Source organism: Bacillus spongiae, assembly GCF_037120725.1.
Taxonomy (GTDB): domain Bacteria; phylum Bacillota; class Bacilli; order Bacillales; family Bacillaceae_K; genus Bacillus_CI; species Bacillus_CI spongiae.
On the sequence record NZ_JBBAXC010000008.1, the window covers coordinates 149,772 to 176,610 of the forward strand.

Sequence of the window (26,839 nt, forward strand, 5' to 3'; positions counted from 1 at the left end):
TGCATTTTTACGTTATTTTGTTATAATTAATTATGTAGTCGGGATAAACACGACACATAAGAACAACTGAATAGTTGACTGATGCTCAACATTCTTCCCGTTCTTCCTTATATTTTATTATGGGGACGTTACGGATTCGACAGGGATAGTTCGAGCTTAGGTTGCGAGTCGAGGGGATCGTCCTCGTTAAAACGTCAACGCCAATAATAACTGGCAAAACTAACAATAACTTCGCTTTAGCTGCTTAATAGCACTTTAGCGGTTCCTCCCTCCATCGCCCATGTGGTAGGGTAAGGGACTCACTCTTAGTGGGCTACGCCGGATTCCACCGTCTGAGGAAAAAGGAAGAGAATAATCAGGCTAGCTGCTCTGACGCCAGTCGATAGGCATAGGAGTTAGCGAACTCGCAAATATATCGACTACACTCGTAGAGGCTTAAGTGGCGATGTTTCTGGACGTGGGTTCGACTCCCACCGTCTCCACCAAATACATATTTGGTGGTTTTTTATTTTGTGTTGTGATGTAAAGCATAATATATCCATTGGAAGCTTTATGCTTTATTCTAGAGAAATAAACAACATTGTGTTTGATAAATAACCATTCATTAAACTTATAGTAAATTTTCCAGTAGTTGCTGTGGATTTTAACTAATCAAAATCCATCAACTGCTTTTTTGTTATGCATTCTAGCCATTCAATACGCATAATATGTCTCCTTATGGCTTCGGAAAGAGGACCCTTATTCGACACAAAGGCCAAATGGCGGAATGAGGTTGTCTAAATTATTAATATTTGAAATAATGTGTATTTAAGGGACATTATAAAGGATATTATTATCATAATTAGTAATGAAGTAAGATTCTTTACAAATTAAATGGCATTAAATCACTAAATTATGGAGGCTTTGTTGATGACTACTGTTGGAATTTTAGGGATGACACATGATGAAGAGTGGCAAGAGAAGTATAATTTACCGTTATCTTTAATTGAAGAATTAATAAATGAATTCAATCCTGATGTAATATGTGGGGAAGTTCACCCAGACAGTTGGGATCTTTACCTTAAAGAAGGGAACCCTAAAGGTATTCTTGGAGAGACGCAAAACGAGTACCCTAAACTTATTTTCCCATTATGTGAAGAAAAAAATATTAAATTTGTTCCAGTTAACTGGTTTGAATTGGATGTGTTTAAAGATCGTTTTGAAAAACTCTCTTAACTTCAAAGCCTTCCTATAAAATCACCGATACAATCTTTTTCCTCCTATACCGTGCATTTCTCTATCTAACTCTTCCGTTGTTACCTTTTAATACTTGGTCCATTATCAATATAATTAATAAGGAAAAATCGCTAGACTCCATTAATGGTCAAAAATTCCATCTATGTATTGAGTTCCAATAAAAGGTAAGGAAACAAAAAATAACCTTATAATGTACTTTCCTCCGATTTACTTACTGAATCAGAAAAAAATATAGTTATACTAGTAAATTTTCATTGAGACAATAAAGGGGGTGACAGTACAAATAGACCCGAATGGAAGACATATATAGCTCGCTCTATCGAAAGGGTTTTTATGTAAAATACGATACTTTAATAAGGAGCAATTATGATGTTTCAACAAATTATATCTATGCATAATAGTGCAATTTTATTATTTTTATATAATGAAAAATGGGAATTTTTCAATAAAATAATACTAATGATACTGCTTCAGAAAAAGATGTGATTTAAATCACACTTAGGATTATTTTAGATTAGTATAATTTTCCTAATTCTAATTATTAGAAAATTTAATAACAACTAGAGAGGTGATGCAATGCATAAGGAATTTTATTTATAAAAAAGTACCAATCCTTGGAGTATTATGGTAAAGTAATATTTAATTAGTTGGTTAGCACTAACTTATTTCTCGTAGTAGTTTAGGAATGGAAGTGATGGATATGTAGTCGTTAAAACGGATTGGCTCTAATCGCTTTAGCAGAAGGACAGCAGGGTTTTGCTAAATCTATAAACCTGAAGAATGGATTCGTGCTACAACTCTTGAAACAATAGGGGATTATCCGAATATTGTTAACAAAGATACGGAATGGTAGTTTGGTAGTGTAGTTATTTCTGACTATTATGCTGAAGAGTGTACACGAAGATTAAAGACAACATAACGCGTGATGGCTGGATTCATCCATATATGCTTTGTACTTACGTTAACCAAGTTCACTAGTCGAGGGAGATAAACACAAGAACTCTTAGTATTACAGATTGTGAGAGGAGAATACGTATGAAAAAGAGAATTACTAGCATTACGATGGTCTTTATATTACTTTTAGGGATAGTAAGCAATTTTGCTCCAACTACAGCTCTTGCAGCAGCTTACCATGACACAGGAAGCAATCCATCGATCGCTTTAAGTGACTCAGGGGTAGCAATTGAGGTGCATGAAGGTGGTCTTGATAATAAACTATTCTTCAATGTAGGGAAAGTAACAAATGGTGAGGTTGTTTGGAAGAATGGAAAAGATAATGGAGAAAATTACGATAAAGGGATAGACCCTTATGTTGCCATTAGTCCAAATGGGAAATATGTTGTTGAAGTGCATGAAAACAATAATGCCTTTAGTAGGGCTTTATATTATAATGTCGGGAAAATAACAGATGGAGGAGACCTTGTCTGGATAAAAGGAAAAGACAATGGAACTCAGTATGATGATGGGGTATCTCCTACTGTTGCAGTAAATAATGATGGAACGGTTGTAGAAATACACAAACATCAAAATAATGGTGGTTTATACTTTAACATCGGTAAAGTTAACGATGATGGAACGATCACTTGGGATAAGGGGAAAGATAGTGGAACATATTTTGATACAGGTGATCGTCCATCTGTGACCTTAACGGCTGATGGAACAGTTGTTGAAGTCCATGAAGCACCTACTAGTTCGAGTAAGTTATTTTACAATATTGGTAAGGTGAATCATGATACAGGAAATATTGACTGGAATAAGGGGAAGGATAGTGGAACATTTTATGATGATGGCTACTCCCCTTCTGTTTCGATAAACGCGGATGGCATTATTACAGAAGTACATTTATCAAGTAAATTTGAAAGTAATAAACTAATGAATAATATGGGTGTCCTTACTGGTGATACAATCTATTGGTACTCGGTTAATAGTCAGGAACAAAAGGCACCAAGTTATGATACAGGCAACAACCCTTCCGTAGCAATAAATAATCATAATCAAACGGTAGAAATCCATCAAGGAACGGATGGAACGACCCGAAATAATACCTTATACACAAGTGTAGCTACTGTAAAAGCAAAAGAAATGGTTGGTTTTGCTTTATATGATGGTACTAGTAACGGAAAAGAATTTGATGAGGGAGATCGCCCTAGTCTTGCGATGACTGATTCTGGTACCGTACTTGAAGTGCATTACGACCTTAGGTTTGGAGATAGTGGTAGTTCAGTATACTTTAATGGTGGTACCTTGAATAGTGATGGTAAAATTAACTGGTGGAAAGGGACTGATTCTGGCACAAGGTATGGATATGGTAGTTTTCCATCCGTTGCAATGAGTGAAGATGGAACGATAGTAGAAGTCCATGAAGATGGCGCTGGTAGTTCTAAAATGTATTATACAATTGGGAAACTAGATGAAGAGTCGAAATCCATTCAGTTAAATGCGGATAATGCCATTTACTTCGCAGATGGAACGAACCCACAAATAGAGTTACTAGAAGATGGAACGGTTATTGAAACACATGTTAAAGACGAAAAACTATATTATAATCTTGGTGTGTTAAATAAAGAGGAAGAAAAAATCTATTGGTATAAAGAAGATCCAACTAACTCGAATAAAACCATCAGTACACTATCTGTTGATGGAGGTGTAAAACCTTCAATAACAGCAACGAACGATGGTAAGGTTGTACAGGTTTTCAGAATTGAAAATAGAAGTTCATTTGATCGGTTTCTAGAAAATAACCAGTGGTTAGCTGGTTTCGCTGATTATTCAGGAAATATACTCTTTTATATGACAGGGGAAATAGTTGGGGACACGATTAACTGGAATGACGCGCAGAAGTATGGCACATTTGAAGGGAAAACAAGTGCCTATCAAACGGATATGGATATAAATGATGATGGTTCCATTATCGAAACACACTTCAGTGCTGACTCTTTATCGCATCCTAATAATTTATATTATAGGACGGGTAAATTAGTAGATGATTTAATTGAATGGACTAGTGCTGATATTTTCTACGATACGGGTAGATATCCTACTATTTCACTAAATAATGAAGGAAAGATTGTAACCCTACACAATTCAGAAGTAGGTCAAGGGATATTTAGTAATACCGGTGAATTAGTAAGTTTAAAATATCCAAATGCTTTTGTTGATCAAAATCCTTTATTAAATGCAAAAGTGGATATTCCAACATTAAAATTGACGTACCCGACAGATGACTATATGAACATGTCGATTGCTAGTGATGGAACTGCCGTATCTGTATATGAAAATACAGACGGTGGCTTATCGTATCAACTAGGTAATGCGGAAGGTGATAATGTACAGTGGATTACCGACTATCCAAGCAATGAGGTACAAGATGGAAAAGATGAAATAAAATATAGCCCATCAGGACATAAACCATCTGTTGTAATCACAGATGATAAAGCGATTATTGAAACGCATATCGAAGGTGTGGATGACCTTGTTTACAATATCGGTCATATTATTGAGAGTGATGGTAAGAAAGTAATTAAATGGAATAAACCGCGATCAGATGCGTTTATGTCCATGTATACTGTTTTTGGAAAAGGAACAGAAACCTATGTAGATATCATGAGTGATGGAACTGTAGTGGAAACTCATAATGATGGAAAAGATAACATCAGTTATAGCATAGGAGAGTATCTACAAACGGAAACATTGGGAATTGACTTATTTACTTCAAACGATACGGATGAGGAATATATTAGTGGAATTACCCGTAATATATCACAAGTTCCATTGCCAGTCATAAAAGATTTAGATGCCAACGGGAATCCAGATCCGAATGGGAAGAATGTTGTCTTTGGCGTTAAAAGCGCAGTGGAAAATCAATTATTCACAGATGACGTGATGCCGTTTAGCTGGAATACAGATGGATTTATTGGGACTGTTATAATAGACAAAGATTCGAATTATGCCAATCCCGATCATGTAGAAAAATTAAAAGATGAGATTAATCAATACCAGAAATCGATCGAACAATCTTTCTACAATGCTTTCAATAATTTGCTTCCATCTATTGATCAATTTACAGCATCGAATGCTACAGATATTGTACCAACAGATGAATGGTTATTTGGTAGAGGTGTATATAAATTAGAAGTAGATGGTACGACAACGAAACAAAATATTAGACAAGTAGTAAGCGAAGACTCAATATTAGATTATCTTAATAAACCAACAGTAGGTAATGCGATAAATTCTCGCGAATTTACGTACTCCGTTTATTTAAAGGCAGATGTACCTAATGGCGAGACACAGCCTGTAACGCTTAGATTGAGAGATAAAGAGTCTGTCAATGTAGTCGAGCAAACGTTTAATGTTACAAATGAATGGCAGGAATATAGCGTTTCGAAGTACTTTAATCAGGGAAGCGATGATCTTAGGGTATTCCTATATCCAAAAGGAAAAGAAAGCTCAGAGGCTGGCTATGTTTATGCAGCAGCAGCGCAGTTAAGGGAAACGATGCCGGATTTAGATAAATTTAGAACATCTTATGCGAAGATAAGTGAAGCTTCAGATCAGGATTCTCCGACTGGTGATCGTGTTTATGAAATAGCAACAGAAAAAGCCTTTGAACCTACAGCGAAGAATATTAATAGAATATTAAACATTAATCCAAAGGGGCAAGAATACACGTATTCCGTTTGGTTAAAAGATGGAGACTTAGAGGATGGCGAATCGCAGCCTGTTACATTAAAGTTAATAGATTCATTTTACTTAGATAGACAAGAAGCCGAAAAAACAGTAAATATAACAAATCAATGGAAAGAGTATAGCGTAACGGGTTATTTTGCTAAGGATGGTGAATTTCTAGAGATTATTTTATACCCTACGGGTCTTAAGCTATATTCTGACATTAATGATTACGTGGAAGAAGACGCAACAATCTATGCAACGGGTTCAACCTTAACTAGTAAAGTACCTGAACTATTTACGAGATTAGATAATTCAGATATTGAATATGAAACCATTATATGGAAAAATGTAGACGTAGATAAAGAGCAAACAGGTACAGTGTATACTACAGGTAATCAGCCGAGTATTGCTGTAAATGATGATGGTCACGTGGTTGCTACTATGCATAACGATGGGAAGGTCTACTATAACACGGGTCAACTTCAAGATGATGCAATTGAATGGGACAATACCACTGAAGACGGTACATTCAAACCAATCGAGCTTGATAAAGGTTGGGACCCTATTGTAGATATCGATCGCAGTGGAAACATTGCTGTATTTTATAACACAATTGATTCTTATTCTTATGCGATTGGTCACTATAGTCAAGGGACATTGGATTGGGATAAAAAAGGTGAACGATTATCCGACATAGAATTTGGTACTAGGGATATAGCCATGGCTATGTATTCAGATTCAAACCAAAACATATATTATGGATTTAAAAATAGCAACCCGTTAAAACTAAACGAAGATGTTGTTGAGAACGTAAGCGATAGTGCAGATGAAAAATACTATAGTCGCTTTTCAGATACTGATTGGCAAAATAGCGGAATCACTATTGATGATGGTTCACTCACTGCACCTAATGGGACACCTTCACAAAAATTAACACAAACAGAGCTTAACGGTAGGATACAACAGTTTGTAGATATTGATTCGGATGGAAAGACATATACATTTGGCGTATGGATGAAAGCTGATGAGCCTCATCAAGCTCAGATAAAGATTCAAAATCGCCACAATACAGAATCAACGGGTATCAAAGTTGATGTCACAACAGATTGGAAATATTTCTCTGTAACATCTGATCAACCCTTTTCAACTAATGATGGTGTAACTGCTGTATTATGGCCAAGTGCTTACAATAATGGAGCAACAAACTCTGTATACGTATGGGGAACAGAGCTTATAGAAAGATAATAGTTCACATGAAAAAAATCGTAGGTTTTTTATTCCTACGATTTTTTTTACTAGTGATTTTGAGGAAAGAAATGTGTTTTCACAAAAAGTCTCGTTTTGGTAAAAATGGGTGTAGTCTCGAAACTTGGATATTTTGAATATATCCATAGAATAATAGTCTGATCCTTTAAAACGTTTAACTCCGTCATCATGTTAAGGCAGGGTTAAAATAGTTGTTGCATCATTGTAGGTAGTGGGTACAATCAGCCATTCAAACAATATTATTAGACAATGTTCTTTATCATGTTCACAAGAATAAAGTAATTAGAGTATTCCTCTTAACGCGGCTGTTTACTTCGGTAGGAGTGGGATGAAGGTACATGATAGAGTTTGGTCAAGTTTCCAACACTGTCCACTTTACATTAAGCAATATATTTATTTCATGATTTGTTTCTATGGTTTATATTATTCTTTTTAAATATATTCAACTCCATAAAATCAAAGATTCTTTATAATTATTAATATATTTTGGAATATGATAATTAAGTAAAATAAAAATTAACCATCACTTTCATAGGAGGGATTAATATGGATTTGTGGAGGAATAAAGAGTTTTCTATATGTACGAATAAAGATTATTTAGATATAAATGTGATTCATAGTTATTTAAGTGAAGAAGCATACTGGTCAAAAGGTATACCAATGGAGAACGTAAAAAAATCAATCAAAAATAGTTCTTTATGCTTTGGGGTGTATAAAGGGGAAGTTGGGCAAGAAGGGTCCGTACAAATTGGCTTTGCCAGAGTCATTTCAGATTTCTCATCTTTCGCTTACCTATGTGATGTGTTCATATTACCAAACTTTCAAAAGCAAGGTTTAGCTAAATGGCTAATGGACATTATGATTAATCATCAAGAATTGACAAGCGTTCGTAGATTTATGCTAGCGACAAAAGATGCTCACTCGTTGTATGTTAAATATGGTTTTGAACCAATTAACAACCCAGAGTTCTTTATGCAATTAGTTCGTAAACAGCCATATCAAGAATAATCTTTGTAGGTATAGACGATGGATCCATACAATATTAAGTTTAACTATAGGTAGGAATTTGAATTGCTATATTTCAGCAATATTTGAAGGCACATATTCGGTTCTAGTAAATTCTTTACCACCTAAATAAAAAAGAGAATACCATATAAAAAATAGTTAGTAGTTCAGCTTTGGAGGGGGAATTTGGAATTTCTTAAATTGTCCTTCAAAATGGACTACCCTTATATTCTTGGAATTTCAAGTCATCTACTCTATATTGGTAGGAAAAAGTAAACCATATTAATATTGTGCTAACAAAAGTCTTAGTTTAAGAAAACCAGGATATTATTGAGAGCTTGTATGCCCCAAGCTAATAAAGCTATCCAATGGAAAAACCTTATTCAGCTTGCACCTAGGAATTGTAGCCTGAAGAATGTGATAACCCCCACTTTCATAATAATCGGTGAAAGTGGGGGTTATCTACGGTAGAATCACGTTTCTTTCATCCAACCGTACACATAGCTTTATTCAGCAGGCATAGTGTAATAAACATAGTCTGATTCATACGTAATTTGATCCTGAGCAATACCCTTTTTCAATACTAATTTCATACGATATTCTGTGTCATAGTCTGATTCTTTTGACCATATATTCGAAGTCTTCCAATTATCTTCTGAAAGCTTCCAATCTGTGTACCCCCAGCTGCCATCTGGATATAACTTCTCTCGTCGTAAATAGGCTGTTTCACCTTGGGCACCTAATTGATCCACGTTATTTTTTAATTTCACAATCATTTGGTTATCACTATTGAGGACATCCCCAATTTCGATTGGTTTTGGCATATAGTAATATTTTTCTGGTGTGACATAAGAAACGAGATTCATTGAATTGGTCACCGTAATCTTCATTCGATAAAGGGTGTCCCAATCGGATTGTTTCTCCCATACGCCTGAGTCAGTTATATTATAATCTGTATATCCCCAGTTTCCATTTGGGTATAGCTTTTCACGACGAAGGGAAGCTGTTTCACCTGTACTAGAGTTAAGATTAAGATAATAAGCAAATTTCATTACGTCACCGACATTATCGACTTCATAAATATTCGCAGCATTCGCTTGATTAGTAGTGTAAATAGTACCTCCATCTATTATTTGAGGGTTCGCTGCATAAATTGACCCTGTTCCGCTCTCCCTTCCTGCAGGATAGATGGTCGCTCTCATAAATTCACTATCGAGTTGGAATGGAACCGTAATCTCATATTCCTTCCATTCGTCCGTCACTTGAATATCTACTTGGTGATCATCTGGCTCATATAATAAATCCTTAAGGTCACTTCTGAATCGTAATGTGGCCGTTTGTTCTTGATCAGCCTTTAACCAAACGCTAAACGTTTGTGTGGTTCCTTGGAAGTTCCCGTTCACTGTATAATTTAGATAATCTGTTTTATCTTCCCGATCAGCCGTTAATTGATAGGCCGGTGCCCCGTAGACGGTCTCATCTATAGGCATTTTCGTTACTCCTGTTGTTTTAAAATCATCAATACTAATATTTTCTTCTGCTTCCGTTACACTGTAGAATAAATCATCTCCATATTCACTACCGTAAGCATGCGATTCTACTAAGTATCCATCAAGCGCAGTTAAAGCGATCTGTTTTCCCTCGTTAAAGAAGCCCTTATCTTCATTTAAGTGAAGGGCTGTACCACCCTTACTATCATTCCCTATTATCCATTCTCGGAGTTTTAATTGATAATCCCTATCCACGTCTGTCAGTACTCTTGCATTTGAATACGTTTCATATAGCTTATTCCCTGAAATGGCGATTGCAGGATTAAGTGAATTATCATCATATTTCTTGTTTTTTTCGTACCATGTAACTCTATTATATTGATCAATTTTACCGATACTCATGAATGCTTGACCGTTTAATCTTGTCTTTCCGTCCCAGTCTTTATTCATTCGATTATGGACTGCAACAATCGTTCCGTCTTTCCCAAGTGCGAAAGAACCTACGGTATCATTCTCACCCCTTGGATTGTTTGTCGCAATGGGTGATCCCCAATTTACATCAATGATATCGCCTGAAGTATTATAATCAGGAGTTCCCACAACAAAATGGATATCTTGGTCTTCTTCATTTATAAAGAATTTAATTAGATCTCCGTTTTCATCCATGGCAATTGTCTTGATAGGAGCATCTGTCGTTAGTACCCCTATATCACTTTGATTAGGTACATCAATCTTTCCACTAGATTTTACCTTAACTTCATCCTCTTCAACTTTTAAAATATAGTATCTCAAGTCACTAGTATTCTCAGTAGTTCCCGTTAAAAAGATTGTTTCATTATCAAGCCAAAGAGCTTCAAGATGATTGAGGTCTGTAATGGATACTCCTTCTGCTATATATATTCTCGTTCCATTATCATTTCCTTTATCCCATGTGATTTTTGACCCATTCATTTTTCCTAAATTGTAATATACCGTACCGTTACCAAAGTTAATCGTAACGGCCTCATGAGCTTCGAACACTCTTCCTTCTTCATTAACTGCAATCGTCGGATTATTTCCTTCATCGTAATATGTATCTTGCTCTGACAGCTCAAAAGTTTGAGCGCTTACATTAATGGATGAAATAGCAGGGAAACTACTTACAAGTAATGTCGAAGAAATACCAGCTGCTACGAGAACTTTTTTAAATTTTGTCTTTTTCACAATAACTCCTCCTAAGTAATATTATATAAATTGAATTTCTAGTATTAAAAACATGCCCTTACATAATGACCACCCCCCACAATTAATCAAAAAAACAACAGTTTCAATAGTTAGTACAAACTAACTAAAAGTGCAAAAAATAATAGAGTAGCGAAATAATAAAACAATAGATTTTGAATATCGATAGTTAAATTAAATAAAAAACCACTATTGATAATTATTATTATTTAATTATTATTATTATTTATCTTTGAGAACATATTACACTCTCTTTAAAGGTGTGGTCAAGTATTATGTTTAAGAAAAAATAGTAAAAAGCAATTTTATAGAGTTAATATATAAGAAGTACCTCTTCGTCATTCCCTTTCCTGCTTATGTCTTCATTCATTTTTCCCTATGAATTTATAAAACACCGTATCCGTATAAGTTTTTGCATTCTTGACCTGCTAAAAACAACATTGCTATAATCAGGAAGGCTTCAGGAGGGTGTACCGATCGGTGGAAACAAATAGATTGTTAACTTATTATATAGCGACCTATTAGATTTCAATATGTTTAAGTGACATGTGAAATTGAAAAAATGGGGGAATTGGTGGAACAAATTTTACTAGGGGGTTTTATTTTGGAAATTAGAAAGATGGAAGAATCTGATATTGAAAGTGTAAAGGATATAGCCACCTTTACTTGGAAAGATACATATAGCTCATTTATTCCTATCGACATTCAAGAAAAAACATTAAAAGAGGCTTATTCGAAAGAAAATATGAAAAAACGATTTAAGACCTCGGTGATGCTAGTAGCTGAAGAAGCTGGAGAAATGAAGGGATATGCATTCTTTTCAAATGAAAATAAAAGTGAGATTTATCTAGAATCTATTTACGTACATCCGAGTCAACAAGGAAAAGGCATTGGGAAAAAACTATATCATACTGGGATTAATCACTACGACAATCCAACATCTATTTCACTTATAGTTTATAAAGGAAACCCGAATCTTTCTTTTTATGAAAAAGAAGGGTTTAAACCTATAGAAGAAATAGAGGGAGACTTTTGTGGACATCCAGTTGCCTTTATAAAAATGACTAAGACTTTGTAAGAGAAGAAAAAAGATGTTTGAAAAATGATATGAAGCAAAAGGAAGTTGGGTATAAAAGCCATCCGCATTTACTTTTTTGAAATCTTGATTTTATTACATTTCTAGCATCTTGTAGTATAATTTAGATAATAAAAGAAATGTAATGAAGTAATATTACATCGAGAAAATATAAGGTGATGACAATTAAAAAAATAAAAAGTGTTCTGTTTTTTATACTTGGATTCATATCTCTTGTAATCGGGGTTGCAGGGACGATTCTCCCTGTTTTGCCAGGTGGTCCATTTTACTTATTTGCCGCTTTTTGTTTTGCAAAAAGTTCTAAGCGAATTGATAAGTGGTTTAAAGGCACTTCAATATATCAAAAATACGTTTTAGCATTTCTTCAGAAAAAAGGGATGACCTTAAAAGAAAAAATCAGAATAAATGTGATTGCAGATTTTTTTATTTTGATGTCTATATTTTATGTGGATATCCCTCTAGTTAAAGTCATTTTGTTATTGGTTGCCTTCTACAAACATTACTACTTTATAAAGAAAATTAAGACAATTGATCCAAACAGCAATGAGACAAAGAGCGTAATGAATGAAAAGCCTAATTAATGATTGTTTTTCCTTTTCAATTCTGAAACGTTATTGTCCCTTCTTAAAAGAATGGGAGCAAAAGAGTTTTTATATGTGATAAATATTGGATTTCATCTCATGATTCTTCGAATCAAGACGGAAAGAAAACAACTTCCAATACGATTGAAGAAGAATTTATTGAATTACTAAATGTAAGGGCATTAGTGGCGAAGAAAGAAAAACCTCAACTTCTTGAAGAAGGGTTTTATGCATATGCAGAAAGTAAACCAAAATTAAAGAAAAGTAGATACAATTAAGAACAAATGAAAAGAAGATTAATAGGGTCCAAAAAGATTAGCCAAATAAGGTTAATCTTTTTTGTATTCAAATTTCGCAAACCTAAGTACCAACTGATTTCGTTAAGGCTTAAACGCTTGATATCCTCGATTCTTCATCATATCTACTAGATAAAGCTAAGTTTGTACTTTCCATTCTAATAACGTCCCTTTTAAAATTTATAATATCTGTATATTCAAGTTTTTTGAGATTTATTACAGAATTTTCACTAGAACCCTCTATGGTAAGATACACTTAATATAGTTTAGTTAAAGAAATAAAAGATGAAAGAAGTGATAATATGCAACTAACGATCCAAGCATCAGGTAAAGATGTTGAGGTAATTTCATTTCTATTAGCCAAAAACCCAAATAATATATATGAAAGAAACCAGAACGGTCATTTAGTAAGAATGTTTTATAGTAAATTTACTGAAGAAGAGGTAGAAGTGACTTTCTTTGTTACACCAGATCCGATTGAACTTTCAAGGAACAGCTCCGAGAAGTATGACATTACCTCTTATATTAATGATAGGGAATTTGTAGTAAGTAGTATTTTTTGTACTTTTCTTAGATCGGCTTTAGGGACAGCGCTAAACGGAAAACCAAAAGAAGAATATGCTTCGTGGGTTAGTCATGCTTTTCCATTCAAGTTCGAGTTTGGTCCACTAGCATCAAATCTATCCGATAAACAAATTTTAGATTTATTTGAGCCTTTAGGGTATGAGGTGACTATTGCTTATGGTGATGCTGACTATAACTTAAATTTAAAATCAAAAAGTTCAGCTAGATATATTACTATAGAAGGTTTGACAACGCTTCAATATGGTTTAAGGCAGCTTTTTGTATTGATTCCGGTACTAGATAATTATAAGCACTATTATATAGATCAAAAAGAGATCGAAAAGGTTGAAAGGTATGGTGAAGGGTGGTTAGATCATCACCCTAAGAGAGAATTTATTCTACAGAAAGCACTTCGTTTCAAGGAGGTTTATAGCTTGGTAGAATATGAAAAGGACAATGGGGGTACGAAAAAAAGTAAAAAAGATAATATTAACGTACGGTTAAACGATTTAAGGTATGAGAAAATCATACATTATATTAATAATTTGGCGAAAAGAGAAAGTATTGTTGACTTTGGTTCGGGAGAAGGTAAGTTATCTAATAGACTAGGTTTTGTAAGTGGTATAAAAGAAATATTGGCAGTTGAACCATCAGAGTCTGCAACCCTTAAAGCTTTAAAACGATTTGAGAAAGCTAATCAAAAGGAAGGCTTCCTTTTGCCTACAACAATCATGGGTTCGCTTTTCTATTATGATGAAAGATTAAAGCATAAAGATGTTATGATTTTGTGCGAAGTAATTGAACATATTGATGAGAATCGATTACCTAAAATTATGAAGACGATTTTAAATGACTATCACCCTGGTAATCTAATTATTACTACACCTAACCAGGAATATAATCAAGTTTATGATATGGCTGAAGGGTATCGACATCCTGATCACCGTTTTGAATGGACTAGAGAAGAGTTTTATAACTGGTGTAATCAGCAAAATGAAGATGGAAAGTATGAGTTGACGTTTGATGGTATTGGAAAAGAACATGAACACTATGGATACCCAACCCAAATGTGTTTATTTACGAAAAAGGAGAGATAACAATGGAAGTTGTCGTACCTTACGCTGGAATCGTTCTACTAGTTGGACCATCTAATAGTGGTAAATCGACTGTTTTAAAAAACTTAGTGAAAAAGGAACAACTGCTTTCTTCCGAAGTGGTTAGTTCAGATGATTTTAGAGTGTTAGTAAGTGATATTGAATTTATAGATTGGAAGCAACGGTCAAATGATGAATCAGATTCTCTCTATGACCAATATCAAAAGATATCAAGGGAAGCCTTTTCATTAATGGACTCATTAATTGAAACAAGGTGTAGGCTGAACAAGTTAACGATTGTTGATGCAACGCATTTACATCCTGATGACCGTAAAAGGTATATCACAATGGCTAAAAACAATCATGTACCAATTGTAGCAATCATATTAGATGTTGATCAAAATATCTTACTTGAAAGAGACGAAATGCGTGAGAACCCAAGAGGAAAAAGGAGAATCAAGCAACAATATCAAGTCTTTAAAAGAGAGAAACGCTTTATTAAAAAAGAAGGTTACCATGCAACATATTTCATCCGTCATTCTGATGAAATGGTATTAAAAAGACATAGTAAAAACCCTATTGAGTTAGATGTTGGTAAAGGAATAGATATCATCGGCGATGTACATGGTTGCTTTGATGAAATGATTGAAATTCTTGAGGAATTGGGATACGAACAAAACCAAGATAATTTTTATATCCATCCAGAAGGTAGAAAGTTTTTGTCTCTTGGAGATATCATGAGTAGAGGACCAAAATCGTTAGAAACGATGCAATTCTTCTTGAGGCACGTTAAGCATGACCTCGCATATATGATAGATAGTAATCACGGCTGGAAAATAGCTAGATGGCTAGACGGTAGGAAAGTTACTTTAAGCCATGGTGACGAACTTGTAGAAGAAGAAATGAAACAATTCCAAGAACAATATGGTGAAGCACCTACTATAGAATTAAAAAAGGAATTAAAGAAATTTCTTCTTCGTGCACCCTCTCACTATGTATTGACCAATAATGATATACCATTATTGGTTTGTGCCCATGCAGGAATTAAAGACGAATTTATTGGGAAACAATCTTATGAAGTGAGTGATTATTGTCGCTATGGAGATACCGGTGGTATTGATAGTGATGGTAAGCCAATTAGAAAAGATTGGTCAATTCATCATAAAACTAACACACTAATCGTTTGGGGACATGATCCAAAACCTAAGCCACTTATTAGTAACAATACAATTAATATTGATCAAGGTGTAGTTTTTGGTGGTGAGTTAACAGCCTTACGCTACCCAGAAAAGGAATTTGTTTCTGTTAAAGCTAAAAAAAATTACTCAGGAGCTGCTAGTAATCCATTAAAAGAGCTGGAGAAAAAACGATTAGATCCCCCGAATATTTCCAAGTTCATTAATGGTTACTCCGTTTTAACCGAGGACTTAGCGAAAATTCACATTCCTAAAGAATATGCAATTCCATCAATCGATACAGTATCTCATTATACTGTTCCGATTGAAGAGCTTGTTTATATTCCACCAACAATGAGCCCTACTCCTCAGCCTTCTGCTTTAAAAGATTATCTTGAACATCCCAAGGAAGTCATTGAATATTATCGAAGGATGGGTGTTGAGAAAATGGTTGCTGAAAAGAAGCACATGGGTAGTAGAGGAATATTGATGCTATTTAACTCTAAGAAATCTGGTTTAAAGTACGTCGGACGTGAAACATTGGGTGTTATATATACAAGATCAGGAAGACGATTCTTTCATGATGAAGTAGAAAGCGATATCCTAAAGAGGCTGAACGACGGATTAAACCACCATAATTATTTTCAAAAGTATGAAACTGATTATGTACTGTTAGATGCTGAGATAATGCCTTGGAATCTAAAAGCTAAAGAATTAATTAGTAAACAATATGCTCACGTGTCTGAAAATGCAAGCCTAGATCGAACTATGATTAAAAGCAAGCTAGAAAAATCTATAAATAATAATAAAGACTTAGAAGCGTGGTTTGCTGAATATGATGAAAAACTAAATAATGCCCATATATTTAAAGAAGTTTTTCAAAAGTACTGTTGGGAGATAGAAGATATTAACCAAATTCAGATTGCCCCATTCCATGTACTAGCACATAGTAATGAAACGTTCTTTAATAAGCCACATACATGGCATATGGAAATGAATCGAGAATTTGCGAGAATGGTAGACCTTTTTGTAGAAACAGAATTTATGGTTATTGATGATTCATCGAGTGAAGACGCGGCAATTAATTGGTGGGAAACAATTACAAGTGACGGCCATGAAGGTATCGTTATTAAACCAGAAACATTTATATCGAAATCGAATGGTGGTAAGCTCCTACAGCCTGCCATTAAGGTTAGAGGTCGAAAGTACTTAAACATTATTTATGGTATGGATTATTTACTACCAGAAAATTTAAACCGATTAAAAAAGAGAAACGTTTCAAAGAAGCAAAAGCTAGCACTTAAGGAATTTTCACTAGGAATAGAAGGTATTCGAAGGTTTGTTCGAGGAGAATCTATTGAAAGAGTACATGAGTGTGTGCTTGGAACGCTAGCAATGGAGTCGGATCCGGTTGATCCGAGGTTATAAGTAAATTATCTTTAATATTAGAAGTTGATATGTAAAAAATGGGTAGATTAATAGAGTGCACTTTCAGGTTGATTGCTCATTTATGCTACGATTCCATACAAGCTATGGAGGGAGACTTCACCTTTGAGCCAAGTTGTTCTTTTTATAACCTATGCATTGTCTCTCAAATTCTCTCAATATTGAAATGGCTGTTTATAACGACTTAAATCTCACATAGAATGTACTCGTTATTTGATAAAAACGGTGATCTTGTTCTACGATATTGTTGAGGTACTTTATTTGTCGGATCGGAATGCCTTTTGGCATCGTCCCTCCTTCTTTTAACTCTTGAATTGCTACAGGGTAAGCCGAATTTTGATCGACTGTAATCACACGAGGTTCACCAACATGACAAGCAGCCAAGGCTTTTTTAATAAAGCACTTGGCTGCTTGTTTATCTTTTGATGCATTTAGGAAAAATCAATCGTATTCCCTGTTCAATCAACTGCACGATAGGTACATTCATGTTCCTTTGGGTCATATTGATGTAGTCGTTTGAGCCATCCATAAACTTCGCTCCTCCATCATATCTACTAGATCTCGAAAGCTATTATTGTACCGCAAGTACCATCTGACCGATAAAGTGATCATATCAGGCTATTAATGTTTCCATTTATATTGATTTTCATACCAATCATTTACTTACCTTTTTAGATTAATAGTATTAGTATTTCCAAGTTTTTGAGAGTTATCTCAGTTTTTGCACCAGAACCTTATACGTTTACGATATTTGTTATTTTTAATGAATAAAAATCAAGAGTCTTTCCTACTGATAAAAGTGAAGGGAATGGAATTAACACTTTGTTGTTTAATGTCTATTTATATTTAAAAATACCCATCCAAAGTATGGGTATTTTGTTATAATTGTGAAAACATCTATTATAAAGGGCGGCATTAATCAACTATTCTATAAGTAAATGGTTAATTTGACATTTTCTTGACACATTCTTGTCCTATGATAAACAGGCTATTAAAAGGAAAATGTAGGTAGAATTTAAAAGAAATTAGCAGGGGGAGGCTGTTTTTCTTGAAGCTAAAACAAATTGCAGACCTTTTTATGGTTAAAAGGACAATCGGGAATATGGAAATAAAAATTAAGGGAATCCAAATGGACTCAAGGAAAATAGAAAAAGGGGATTTATTTATTTGTGTACCAGCAATTGAAGGCTTTCTTGAAGATCGACATCTCTATGCAGCAGATGCGGTCAAAAAGGGGGCAGTTGCTTTAATCGTAGAGCGTGATGTACCAATAGATGTACCTAAGATTGTGGTGAAGGATGCTAGAAAAGCGATGGCTATGATAGCATCCCATTATTATGACCACCCTTCAAAAGCGATGCGATTAATAGGAATCACAGGAACAAACGGTAAAACGACTACCTCATATATTATTGAGAAGATATTAGCTGATAACGACTTTAAAACCGGTTTAATGGGTAATACAGGTGTGAAAATTAACCACAATTGGTATTCAACAGATATCAATACTCAAGAACCACCAACTCTTCAAAAGAATTTACGAACAATGAAGGAATGCCAAACCGATTATTGTATGATGGAAGTAACTTCTCAAGGGTTAGATATGGGGAGAGTGTCAGGGTGCCATTTTCGTACAGCTGTATTTACCAACCTAACTCAAGATCACTTAGATTATCATGGGACTGTTGAAAAGTATAGAGAAACAAAGGGGTTATTCTTTTCACGACTCGGCCATACGTATCAGCCAAACGAATCGAAGTTTGCCGTGTTAAATGCAGATGATCCATCATTTGACTTTTTCAAAAAACAAACGACCGTAGAGATCATTACTTATGGAATCGATAATGAAGCGGATGTCATGGCTAAGGATATAGTGATGACGTTAAATGGTGTCGAATTTAAACTTGTATCCTTTAAAGGAGAAATAGAAATAAGTCTTCAAATAGTAGGTCGTTTTAATGTATATAATGCTTTAGCAGGAATTGCTGCGGCACTGATTGAAGATATATCGCTTGAAAATATAAGGGATAGTCTATATGACATGAGGCCTATTGGGGGCCGGATGGAAGCGGTAGATGAAGGACAAGATTTTCTTGTATTAGTCGATTATGCACATACACCTGACGCGCTAGAAAATGTTTTACAATCAATCAGCGAGTTTTGCCAACGTAACATTATTACTGTATTTGGCTGCGGAGGGGATAGAGATGTGTCTAAGCGACCACTAATGGGAGAAATAGCAGGAAATTACAGTGATGTGGTTATTGTGACTTCCGATAATCCTCGTACAGAGGATCCTGAAAAAATAGTAAGAGATATTGAAAAAGGAATAGCTAAATCTAATGTGACAAATTATCAGCTTGTTGTGAATAGAGAAGATGCAATTCAACAAGCAATCTCAATGGCTGCTCCGAATGATGTTATTCTTATTGCAGGTAAGGGGAGTGAAACCTATCAACTAATAAATGGGACTAAATTTCCATTTGATGATAGAGACGTAGCAAGAAAGTCAATAGGCTTTTCCATGGTAATGAATTGAATACTGCGCTACACAAAGAATAAAGTTTTATTTAGTAGAGAGCTCTATGGTTGACCATCATGGAAGGGAATCATGAATAGAGGAGAAGTCCAAGGAGACTCGTCATACTGACGAGTCAGTTGGCTTTAGAAAATGAAAGGTTTCTTCCTTCGTTAAGCTCATTCATACAGTAAAGGTTTTCCTTCGTGAGCTCCTTATGACGAGGGAGTGTAAAGCTGTGCTTATCGTTTTCTTGTTTTTTCTAACCTTACTATTCGTTATTATCTGAATCCATCTTAAAAGAGATTCCGTTACGATACACTGGTGGTAGTTTCTTTAAACCAGATACGGTAAAAATCGACCCAACCTTGTGAGTTGATGAGAGCATGCTGGATTTTTTCATCGCTATGTAGTTCAGATAGGTTTTTATATAAAGGCACTACTTGGCATGCATCTAGTAACATTTTCTCTATAGATTGAAGCATACCCATCCTTTCTTTTCGGTCAGTCTTTCCTTTTAGCTCACTAACTTTTTGGAAAACCATCCTTTTTAATTTTTGGTTAAGATGGTGATAGACCGGGCTGTTCTCTGTCAGTAAAAATTGTAAAAAACTTACTTCTTCTTGCTCTGTCAATGTTGCGCTGTCATGAACGATATCTGCTTTCTCCATCGTCTCTCTTTTCAGCAATATCTCTGCTGGAACGAAATGATTCGTTACATTGATTCCGTAATTTTCGAATTTGTCTTTTAACCAGTGTGCATCTTCTACATGATCACGGTCTTGAAAGCTGTATAGATGCAGCTCCTCTCCGTTATAAACACTTTGTTCTAGTAACACCTTGGGGTCTTCTCGAACGAAACATAGCTTGGGTTGTAAAAAGGACGTAGCATTTTCTTGCCGGAATTCACCGAGTTCTTCCACAAGTAAGGAAGAGTTTGCAATCATTCGAATAGCTTGTTGAAGGAAGGGGTCTCTCATCGGTCCGTTTTTCTTCCTGTTTAGTGAAAGAAATTGGACATTTTTCTCTAATCGAATTAATGTTTGCGGTCTACTTCTTCCCACTTGGTTGTCCGTGCTGTATCGGCTATATCCAAATTTTATTTCGTTTTTTACGGGAGTTCTGTCTCCATTTTCTTCTGGTACGTTCCATATTTCCACGGAATCTAAAAACGGCCTTTCTCTGAAATAGTTCTCATTTGCTTCGAGCACTAACATCGATCCATCATTTTTTTTCAACTTAAACGGACCCGTTCCAATTAATTGCTCAGCATAAGAATTTATGGCACTACTTCTGCTTACAATTGATAAGTGTTCATCACTCAAAATATCCAGTAAAAGAAAGTTTGGCTTATCGAGAATCAGCGTAATACAATGAGGGTCAATAACCTTCGCCTCTTTCAGCCCCACTAGCATCCACTGAAACGGGCTGTCCTCTATTTCCTGAAAGCGGAGGATGCTGTGTTGAATATCGTAAGCAGTCAAGCTGCTTCCATTATGAAATTTTACTCCTTTTCGAATATAGAAGGTCCATTGATCCCCCGCTTCATTAACTTCCCAGTGAAAGGCTAAGCGAGGCTCAAAAACTAGTGTTTCTTCATTAAAATCCACAAGTGTATCACAAACATGTTTAAGAATATGACATTCCGAGCGAAGTGTAGCGAGCGTCGGATCAAGAGGTGAAAAAGGCTGTTTATCATATTTCATTCTAAGGACATCCCGTTGTTTCTGTTCTCTGTTCTCTATCTTGTATCCGAACATCGTATCAATCCATCGCATAAAAATTGAACTTAGCGATGGGTAGTGGACGTTAAATTTATCGACTAGCTGCTGGGCAGTTTCTAGCTTTCCGTTTATTACATGCTTTTTAGACTCTTCAAAGATAAGCTCAATAGGTTCTCTTAAAAAAATCAGTCTCGATTTATTGCCCCGCCCTCTTCCAGGCAACCATTCTACCCAGCCTTCCTTTTCCCATTTATTGATCGTCATTTTGCTATTTCTAGCTGTACAATACAGCACTTTTGAAATCTCAGAAAGAGAAACTTCATAAACTTTCTCTTTTTTCTCTTTCGCTAAAGCTATATGTAAACGAAGATAATGCTCCAAAATAATCATTAGAACATTCCTTTCTTTAAAAGATGAAGTGATTATACCTCTATTTCTACGCTTTTTCATCTTTTCTCTTCTTTATAGAATGAAGGTAGTGAAAGGAATGATGAATATGAAGCACCAAATTCTGAACCGTTATCCAGCTGTGGTCTGGATTCGCTTGTATGGAGAGTTACTGACAAGTGTTACTGGGTCTATGCTCGCACCCTTTTTCCTTCTCTATCTTTACGAGCAACTGGATGGAAATGTTCTACTTTCGATGATCATCATCGGACTTCAACCTCTGGCAGAAGTTCTTTTTACGATAGTGGGAGGAGGGCTGACAGACCGATTAGGAAGAAAGAAAATCATCTTGTTCGGTTTACTGGCACAGTCTATTTCAATGGCTGGGTTTATATTTGCAGAGAGTGTGTTTTTTTTCGCCCTGTATTATGTCTTAAATGGCCTGGGCCGAGCTGTTTATATTCCAGCACAAAGGGCACAAATTGCAGATTCAACAGAAGCCAATATAAGGTCTGAAGTGTTCGCTCTTATTAATACCGTCGCTTCGGTAGGAATGACCTTAGGGCCAGTGCTAGGGTATTTTGTCTATACACAGGATCCTACTCTCATGTTTGGGTTGCAGTCATCTACTCTCGCCATTTATGCAGTTCTTGTCTATTTCAAGCTTCCCGAAACAATACCAGTGGATACGAGTGAAAATGAACAAATACCACAGAGATTTAGCCTTAGAACTTTTATATCAAGACATCACTATGTCCTTAGTCTGATGATATTTAGTTTACCGATTAGTTTTTTTTATGCACAAACAGAATCGAGTTACAGGATTTACATAGAAGACATGTTTTCTGAATATCTTATGGTTCTGACAATCTTAGCCTCTGTGAAAGCAGTGATGAGTATTTTATGTGAAATTCCTCTCGTGAGATGGAGCAATCGCTATTCTTTTAGAAAAATCATCTTCATTTCATATAGTTTATATTTTATTGCTGCCATTTCTTACGGATATTCTACTTCTCTATCTTTGCTCGTGATTACTCAACTATTGTTGACCATTGCAGAAAGCTTGGGGTTAAATCGTTTCTTAAATCATATTTCTGAAATAGCACCGGTTAATGCGCGAGGGCTTTACTTTTCAATTTATGGAACTCATTGGGACTTATCACGAATGGGAGGCCCGTTTCTAGGAGGTTTGGTTTTAATAGAATGGGGAGGAGGAGTCTTGTTCCTCTTGTCAGCTTTTCTCCTCCTTATTGGAGGAATCGCTCAACTCATTTTAACGTCTGAGAAACCTTCACTCAAAATTTTACAGGAAAAATAAAACAACTAACAGACTTTTACTCAAGTTTATGCGCACTTTTTGTATGTCCTGTTTAAAGAAGATAATGGTTGTGTGGGTGGTCCAAGCTCATTTGCTATTTTTATGATAGTAATGGAACTTGTAATGCTATTCCTCTATTATTAATCGAAGTAAGCTTCTGTCAAAATAGTAGAATTGATGAAAAATTAATAGAATAATCAAAAAAAACCTTGCAAGAGGTGTTATTTTAAAATATAATATTTATAATATATTTGAATATTCAAATAATTCATTCAAGGCGAAAGGGGCTAATTATATGAACATCGCAATTGCTTTTTTAACATTTTTAGGTGAGGTAATTCCCTTTGTTATTGACTTGTTAGAATTATTAAAATGATGACCCCTCAAAAATAATAAAGTATGAGTGAATTTAGAATGGACTAATATATATTATATATTAGTATAGTTTTTGTAGTGGAACAGTCATATAAGGATGATTCCATTTGACCCTAAACAAAGAGTTTGGGGTCATTTTTGTTTTAGTCTTAAATATCGTATTTCTCGTACATAACCTCATCCTTATACTAGTGATAACTCAAATACTATCTGTTTACTTAGGAAAACTAAATTCTGAATCAGGCTTATGACATTAATGAAAATAAACAGTGATAAACTTTAGTACCATATTCTTACTCACTCCACATTGATATAGTAGTATAGTATATTATTTATCCCTAAATTTCCTATTCTTTTTACAGGAGTATTAATGTTCTGTTACGTTTCGTCCATTTCCCCCTTAATAAAAATAATGGGCTGTATTATATAAGTGAAAGGAGGTATTATTCAATATTTAATTCTAATTACAATAATGATATTGATTTTACTAAACACTTTCTCGGAGGTTTCAAATGAAAAGAATAACAATGATGATGATCGTCTTCGCGTTGATTATCTCACCAATGTTTAGCGGAACGATTGCAGCAGCAGCAGATTACGATCATTCAGTGGATACAATATCTGATACGAAATCCGAAATAACGTTTACTTCGAACGTAGAGACGACCTGGGTTGACGTTCATTACACTGTAAATTCAGGTATTCAGCAAAATGTAAGAATGAACCGAAATGGAAGTACCTTTACTCAAGAAGTAGCTAACTTAAGTTCAGGTGATGTAATTAGCTATTGGTTTACTTATAATAATGGAACACCAGCTTATAACACACCAACGTTTACTGGTGCTCATGGGGATACAACAGAACCAACTCCGGAGCCAACAGAACCAACTCCAGAGCCAACTGAACCAGAACCAGAACCAACAGAACCAGAACCAACTACTCCGGATACGATTAATCCGTATGTTCAAATTCAAGCAGAAGATTATGATTCAATGAGCGGAATTCAAACGGAATCTACCACTGATGTGGGTGGCGGACAGAATGTGGGCTGGATAGAAAATGGAGATTATCTTGTATTCAATAATCTTGATTTCGGTACTGAAGGAGCGAAAGGAATTGAAGCAAGAATCGCTACCGAATCAGCCGGCGGAGTAATGGAGGTAAGATTAGATAGCCCAAATGGATTGCTAGTTGGAACGATTGATATTCAGCATACTGGAGGATGGCAATCATGGGTGACGGAATCTTCTGCCATTTCTACTGTTACAGGTGTACATGATGTATACTTTGTATTTAAAGGAACAGCAGAGGGAATTGGGAACTTAAACTGGTTTGAGTTTACAACAGACTCTGTAACATCCCCGACAGAACCAACAGAACCGACAGAACCGACTGTTCCTGGTGAGGTTCCATCTTTTCCAACCGGGAATGGGGTCATGACATTCCAATTACAAAATGGTACAGGTGGACAATATTCAGATGATGAAATTTATTGGGCAATTCTTGGATATGATAAAGCGACAGGGCAGCTGGCTCATGTAGATAAAAATGGTCAGTTAATCCCGAGTTCTGTTAGTGATAATGACGCACCAGGTCATTTAACGAAAAACGGACAGAATTATCCGAACTATTTTTATAAAATGAGTGAAGTTGATTGGACGTCTATGCCAGAGATTGATTCTGGAAGAATGTTTATTAGTTTAGGTAGCCCTATGTATATTAAGTTAAATATGGCAGCTGATGGAAGAGTAGGTTTTGCTGGCCCAGATTTAAATAATCCAACTGACCCGAACCAAGATATTTATTTTGAATGGATTGAATTTACGATTGATCAGTGGGGATATCATGGAAACTCTACTCGAGTAGACCAATTTAGTTTCCCAATTACGACTAGATTAATTGGTTCTGACGGATATGATAGAATCGTAGGTGAAACATACTCTCGAGATGAGATTTTTGCAGCGTTTAAAAATGAAATGCCAACAGAATTCAAAACATTAGTTGAAGAGCCATATCGAATCGTGGCTCCTGGTAAAGGAACCTTTAAACAAGGTGGCATTTACGAAAATTACTTTGACCAATATGTGAATGAGGTTTGGGATTATTATCGCACAAATGAATTATCGTTCACAGCAGAAGCTGGGTCATTTAGCGGTCGTGTAGTAGGCGATGATTTTGTCTTTTCTAAAAACGGTGGTCCTTACAACTTATATATAAAAGGGAAACCATCAACACTTGAAGTTCTTGAGTGCTCAGGGCCTATGGACACGGGAACTCCAGATGAAAAAGTGGTTGAGGCACAAGTTTGCGCAGCTTTAAATAGAGGAATAATGTATGATCCAGGAAATTGGAGTAATGCAAATGCCTTCTATCAAAATGATACGGCTAATTTCTATGCGAAATTTTGGCATGATTATAGTATCGATGGTTTAGCTTACGGATTTGCTTATGATGATGTAAGAAACTTTAGTACATTGCTAGAGCATCCTAATCCTGAAGCCCTTATTATCAACGTGGGCTGGTAAGAAAATAAGGGAGAGCTTGTTCCCACTGCATGTTAGATAGCGGTGAGGGACAGGCTCTTTTTTTCATTGCTTAAGGGAGTGACTATTTAAAATAAGGTGAAATACATCGACAGGACGAATAGTTGCATATTTTTTCAGTAAATGAAAAAAATAATGGTCATGTAGCAATTTATTCATTATAAACATATTGAACATATTAAAAAATAGTCGTGCCTGATATTCTATTGTAACTAGGGGGTTTGTGAAATTATGTCAAAGGATAAAGGGGTCCTACTCTTTCTTTGGGTCTTTACCATAGTGCTGTTATTTAAATACATTCCTAAAGATAAAATGAAGCATGGGATTTTGTCCTTTTTATTTAAACAAATTATTACGTGGGTATTAGGACTACTCATTGTTGAAAAGAGGTTAATTAAATACCCCGTGAGACTGTTTCCTTATGCCAATAAATCTAGTTTTTCATTTGAATATTTTTTCTTTCCCGCATTCTGTGCTATTTTTAACGTAAATTATCCAGAAATAAAAAGCAAAGGAATTAAATTATTATATTATATTTTTCACTCAGGCCTGATCACAAGCGTTGAGGTGTTAGCAGAAAAGTATACGAACTTAATTGAGTATAAAAAGTGGAAATGGTATTGGAGCTTCATTACGATTGGCTTCACATATTATTCTTCTAGGCTGTTTTATCGTTGGTTCTTTAATGATGAATTCAATCATAAGTTAACGAAACGTCAATCTATTTAATGTTTTTTGCCTACAGGATTATGAGAAAAAATGGTTAAAGTACATTATTGTGTTGGAGAAAAGGAGCAAAAAGTGCTCCTTTTTTTATAAGACAAAAGCGATGG

At 35.2% G+C, this 26,839-nt stretch carries 13 protein-coding genes, 1 other RNA gene and 1 pseudogene; 12 read left to right on the forward strand and 3 right to left on the reverse strand.

Translation table 11 applies throughout. From position 1 onward, the window contains the following. Positions 1-121: 121 nt before the first annotated feature. The 4 genes from ssrA to WAK64_RS11570 all read left to right on the forward strand — a co-directional run bounded on the left by ssrA (position 122) and on the right by WAK64_RS11570 (position 8,181). Positions 122-485, forward strand: a transfer-messenger RNA (tmRNA) gene (gene ssrA / locus WAK64_RS11555). Between the two features lie 424 nt (positions 486-909). Further along, the gene (locus WAK64_RS11560; RefSeq protein ID WP_336587132.1) at positions 910-1,215 is read left to right on the forward strand and encodes a hypothetical protein; all 306 of its coding nucleotides are present in this window, start codon (positions 910-912) and stop codon (positions 1,213-1,215) included. Positions 1,216-2,271: 1,056 nt separating this feature from the next. Then, positions 2,272-7,152: a phage head spike fiber domain-containing protein gene (locus WAK64_RS11565; RefSeq protein WP_336587133.1), complete on the forward strand. Its 4,881-nt coding sequence runs from the start codon at positions 2,272-2,274 to the stop codon at positions 7,150-7,152. A 567-nt stretch (positions 7,153-7,719) separates the two neighbouring features. After that, positions 7,720-8,181, forward strand: a complete 462-nt coding sequence (locus WAK64_RS11570) for a GNAT family N-acetyltransferase (RefSeq protein WP_336587134.1) — start codon at positions 7,720-7,722, stop codon at positions 8,179-8,181. A 503-nt stretch (positions 8,182-8,684) separates the two neighbouring features. On the opposite strand, the gene WAK64_RS11575 is transcribed toward WAK64_RS11570, so the two are convergent. Beyond that, on the reverse strand, positions 8,685-10,871 hold the full coding sequence (locus tag WAK64_RS11575) for a hypothetical protein (RefSeq protein WP_336587135.1): 2,187 nt from the start codon (positions 10,869-10,871) through the stop codon (positions 8,685-8,687). A gap of 622 nt (positions 10,872-11,493) precedes the next feature. On the opposite strand from WAK64_RS11575, the gene WAK64_RS11580 reads away from it, so the two are divergent. The 4 genes from WAK64_RS11580 (at position 11,494) to WAK64_RS11595 (ending at position 17,123) form a co-directional block, all read left to right on the forward strand. Next, on the forward strand, positions 11,494-11,967 hold the full coding sequence (locus tag WAK64_RS11580) for a GNAT family N-acetyltransferase (protein ID WP_336587136.1): 474 nt from the start codon (positions 11,494-11,496) through the stop codon (positions 11,965-11,967). 176 nt (positions 11,968-12,143) lie between these two features. After that, complete coding sequence (locus tag WAK64_RS11585) at positions 12,144-12,566, forward strand: YbaN family protein (protein ID WP_336587162.1); 423 nt, start codon at positions 12,144-12,146, stop codon at positions 12,564-12,566. 598 nt (positions 12,567-13,164) lie between these two features. Further along, positions 13,165-14,523, forward strand: coding sequence for a 3' terminal RNA ribose 2'-O-methyltransferase Hen1 (locus WAK64_RS11590; protein WP_336587137.1), 1,359 nt, complete (start codon positions 13,165-13,167; stop codon positions 14,521-14,523). A 2-nt stretch (positions 14,524-14,525) separates the two neighbouring features. Next, entirely contained in the window at positions 14,526-17,123 is a 2,598-nt protein-coding gene (locus tag WAK64_RS11595; RefSeq protein WP_336587138.1) for a polynucleotide kinase-phosphatase, read from the forward strand. Between the two features lie 237 nt (positions 17,124-17,360). Here WAK64_RS11595 and WAK64_RS11600 read toward each other — a convergent pair. Continuing rightward, a pseudogene (locus tag WAK64_RS11600) lies at positions 17,361-17,753 on the reverse strand (DDE-type integrase/transposase/recombinase); the annotation flags it as partial. 436 nt (positions 17,754-18,189) lie between these two features. On the opposite strand from WAK64_RS11600, the gene WAK64_RS11605 reads away from it, so the two are divergent. After that, the gene (locus WAK64_RS11605; protein ID WP_336587139.1) at positions 18,190-19,680 is read left to right on the forward strand and encodes a UDP-N-acetylmuramoyl-L-alanyl-D-glutamate--2,6-diaminopimelate ligase; all 1,491 of its coding nucleotides are present in this window, start codon (positions 18,190-18,192) and stop codon (positions 19,678-19,680) included. Between the two features lie 290 nt (positions 19,681-19,970). On the opposite strand, the gene WAK64_RS11610 is transcribed toward WAK64_RS11605, so the two are convergent. Next, entirely contained in the window at positions 19,971-21,833 is a 1,863-nt protein-coding gene (locus WAK64_RS11610; protein ID WP_336587140.1) for an SgrR family transcriptional regulator, read from the reverse strand. A gap of 37 nt (positions 21,834-21,870) precedes the next feature. Here WAK64_RS11610 and WAK64_RS11615 point away from each other — a divergent pair, with 37 nt between their 5' ends. The 3 genes from WAK64_RS11615 to WAK64_RS11625 all read left to right on the forward strand — a co-directional run bounded on the left by WAK64_RS11615 (position 21,871) and on the right by WAK64_RS11625 (position 26,735). Continuing rightward, positions 21,871-23,088: an MDR family MFS transporter gene (locus tag WAK64_RS11615; protein WP_473700447.1), complete on the forward strand. Its 1,218-nt coding sequence runs from the start codon at positions 21,871-21,873 to the stop codon at positions 23,086-23,088. 887 nt (positions 23,089-23,975) lie between these two features. Further along, the gene (locus tag WAK64_RS11620; RefSeq protein ID WP_336587141.1) at positions 23,976-25,988 is read left to right on the forward strand and encodes a beta-1,3-glucanase family protein; all 2,013 of its coding nucleotides are present in this window, start codon (positions 23,976-23,978) and stop codon (positions 25,986-25,988) included. A 249-nt stretch (positions 25,989-26,237) separates the two neighbouring features. Next, a complete protein-coding gene (locus WAK64_RS11625; protein WP_336587142.1) occupies positions 26,238-26,735 on the forward strand; it encodes a CBO0543 family protein in 498 nt (165 codons plus the stop codon). The last annotated feature ends 104 nt before the right edge of the window (positions 26,736-26,839 follow it).

Excerpts from the sequence above, each read along its gene's own strand:
- WAK64_RS11560 (WP_336587132.1), top strand. The coding sequence starts at position 910 with ATGACTACTGTTGGAATTTTAGGGATGACACATGATGAAGAGTGGCAA.
- WAK64_RS11565 (WP_336587133.1), top strand. The coding sequence starts at position 2,272 with ATGAAAAAGAGAATTACTAGCATTACGATGGTCTTTATATTACTTTTA.
- WAK64_RS11570 (WP_336587134.1), top strand. The coding sequence starts at position 7,720 with ATGGATTTGTGGAGGAATAAAGAGTTTTCTATATGTACGAATAAAGAT.
- WAK64_RS11585 (WP_336587162.1), top strand. The coding sequence starts at position 12,144 with ATGACAATTAAAAAAATAAAAAGTGTTCTGTTTTTTATACTTGGATTC.
- WAK64_RS11590 (WP_336587137.1), top strand. The coding sequence starts at position 13,165 with ATGCAACTAACGATCCAAGCATCAGGTAAAGATGTTGAGGTAATTTCA.
- WAK64_RS11595 (WP_336587138.1), top strand. The coding sequence starts at position 14,526 with ATGGAAGTTGTCGTACCTTACGCTGGAATCGTTCTACTAGTTGGACCA.
- WAK64_RS11610 (WP_336587140.1), bottom strand. The coding sequence starts at position 21,833 with ATGAAAAAGCGTAGAAATAGAGGTATAATCACTTCATCTTTTAAAGAA.
- WAK64_RS11615 (WP_473700447.1), top strand. The coding sequence starts at position 21,871 with ATGATGAATATGAAGCACCAAATTCTGAACCGTTATCCAGCTGTGGTC.
- WAK64_RS11620 (WP_336587141.1), top strand. The coding sequence starts at position 23,976 with ATGAAAAGAATAACAATGATGATGATCGTCTTCGCGTTGATTATCTCA.
- WAK64_RS11625 (WP_336587142.1), top strand. The coding sequence starts at position 26,238 with ATGTCAAAGGATAAAGGGGTCCTACTCTTTCTTTGGGTCTTTACCATA.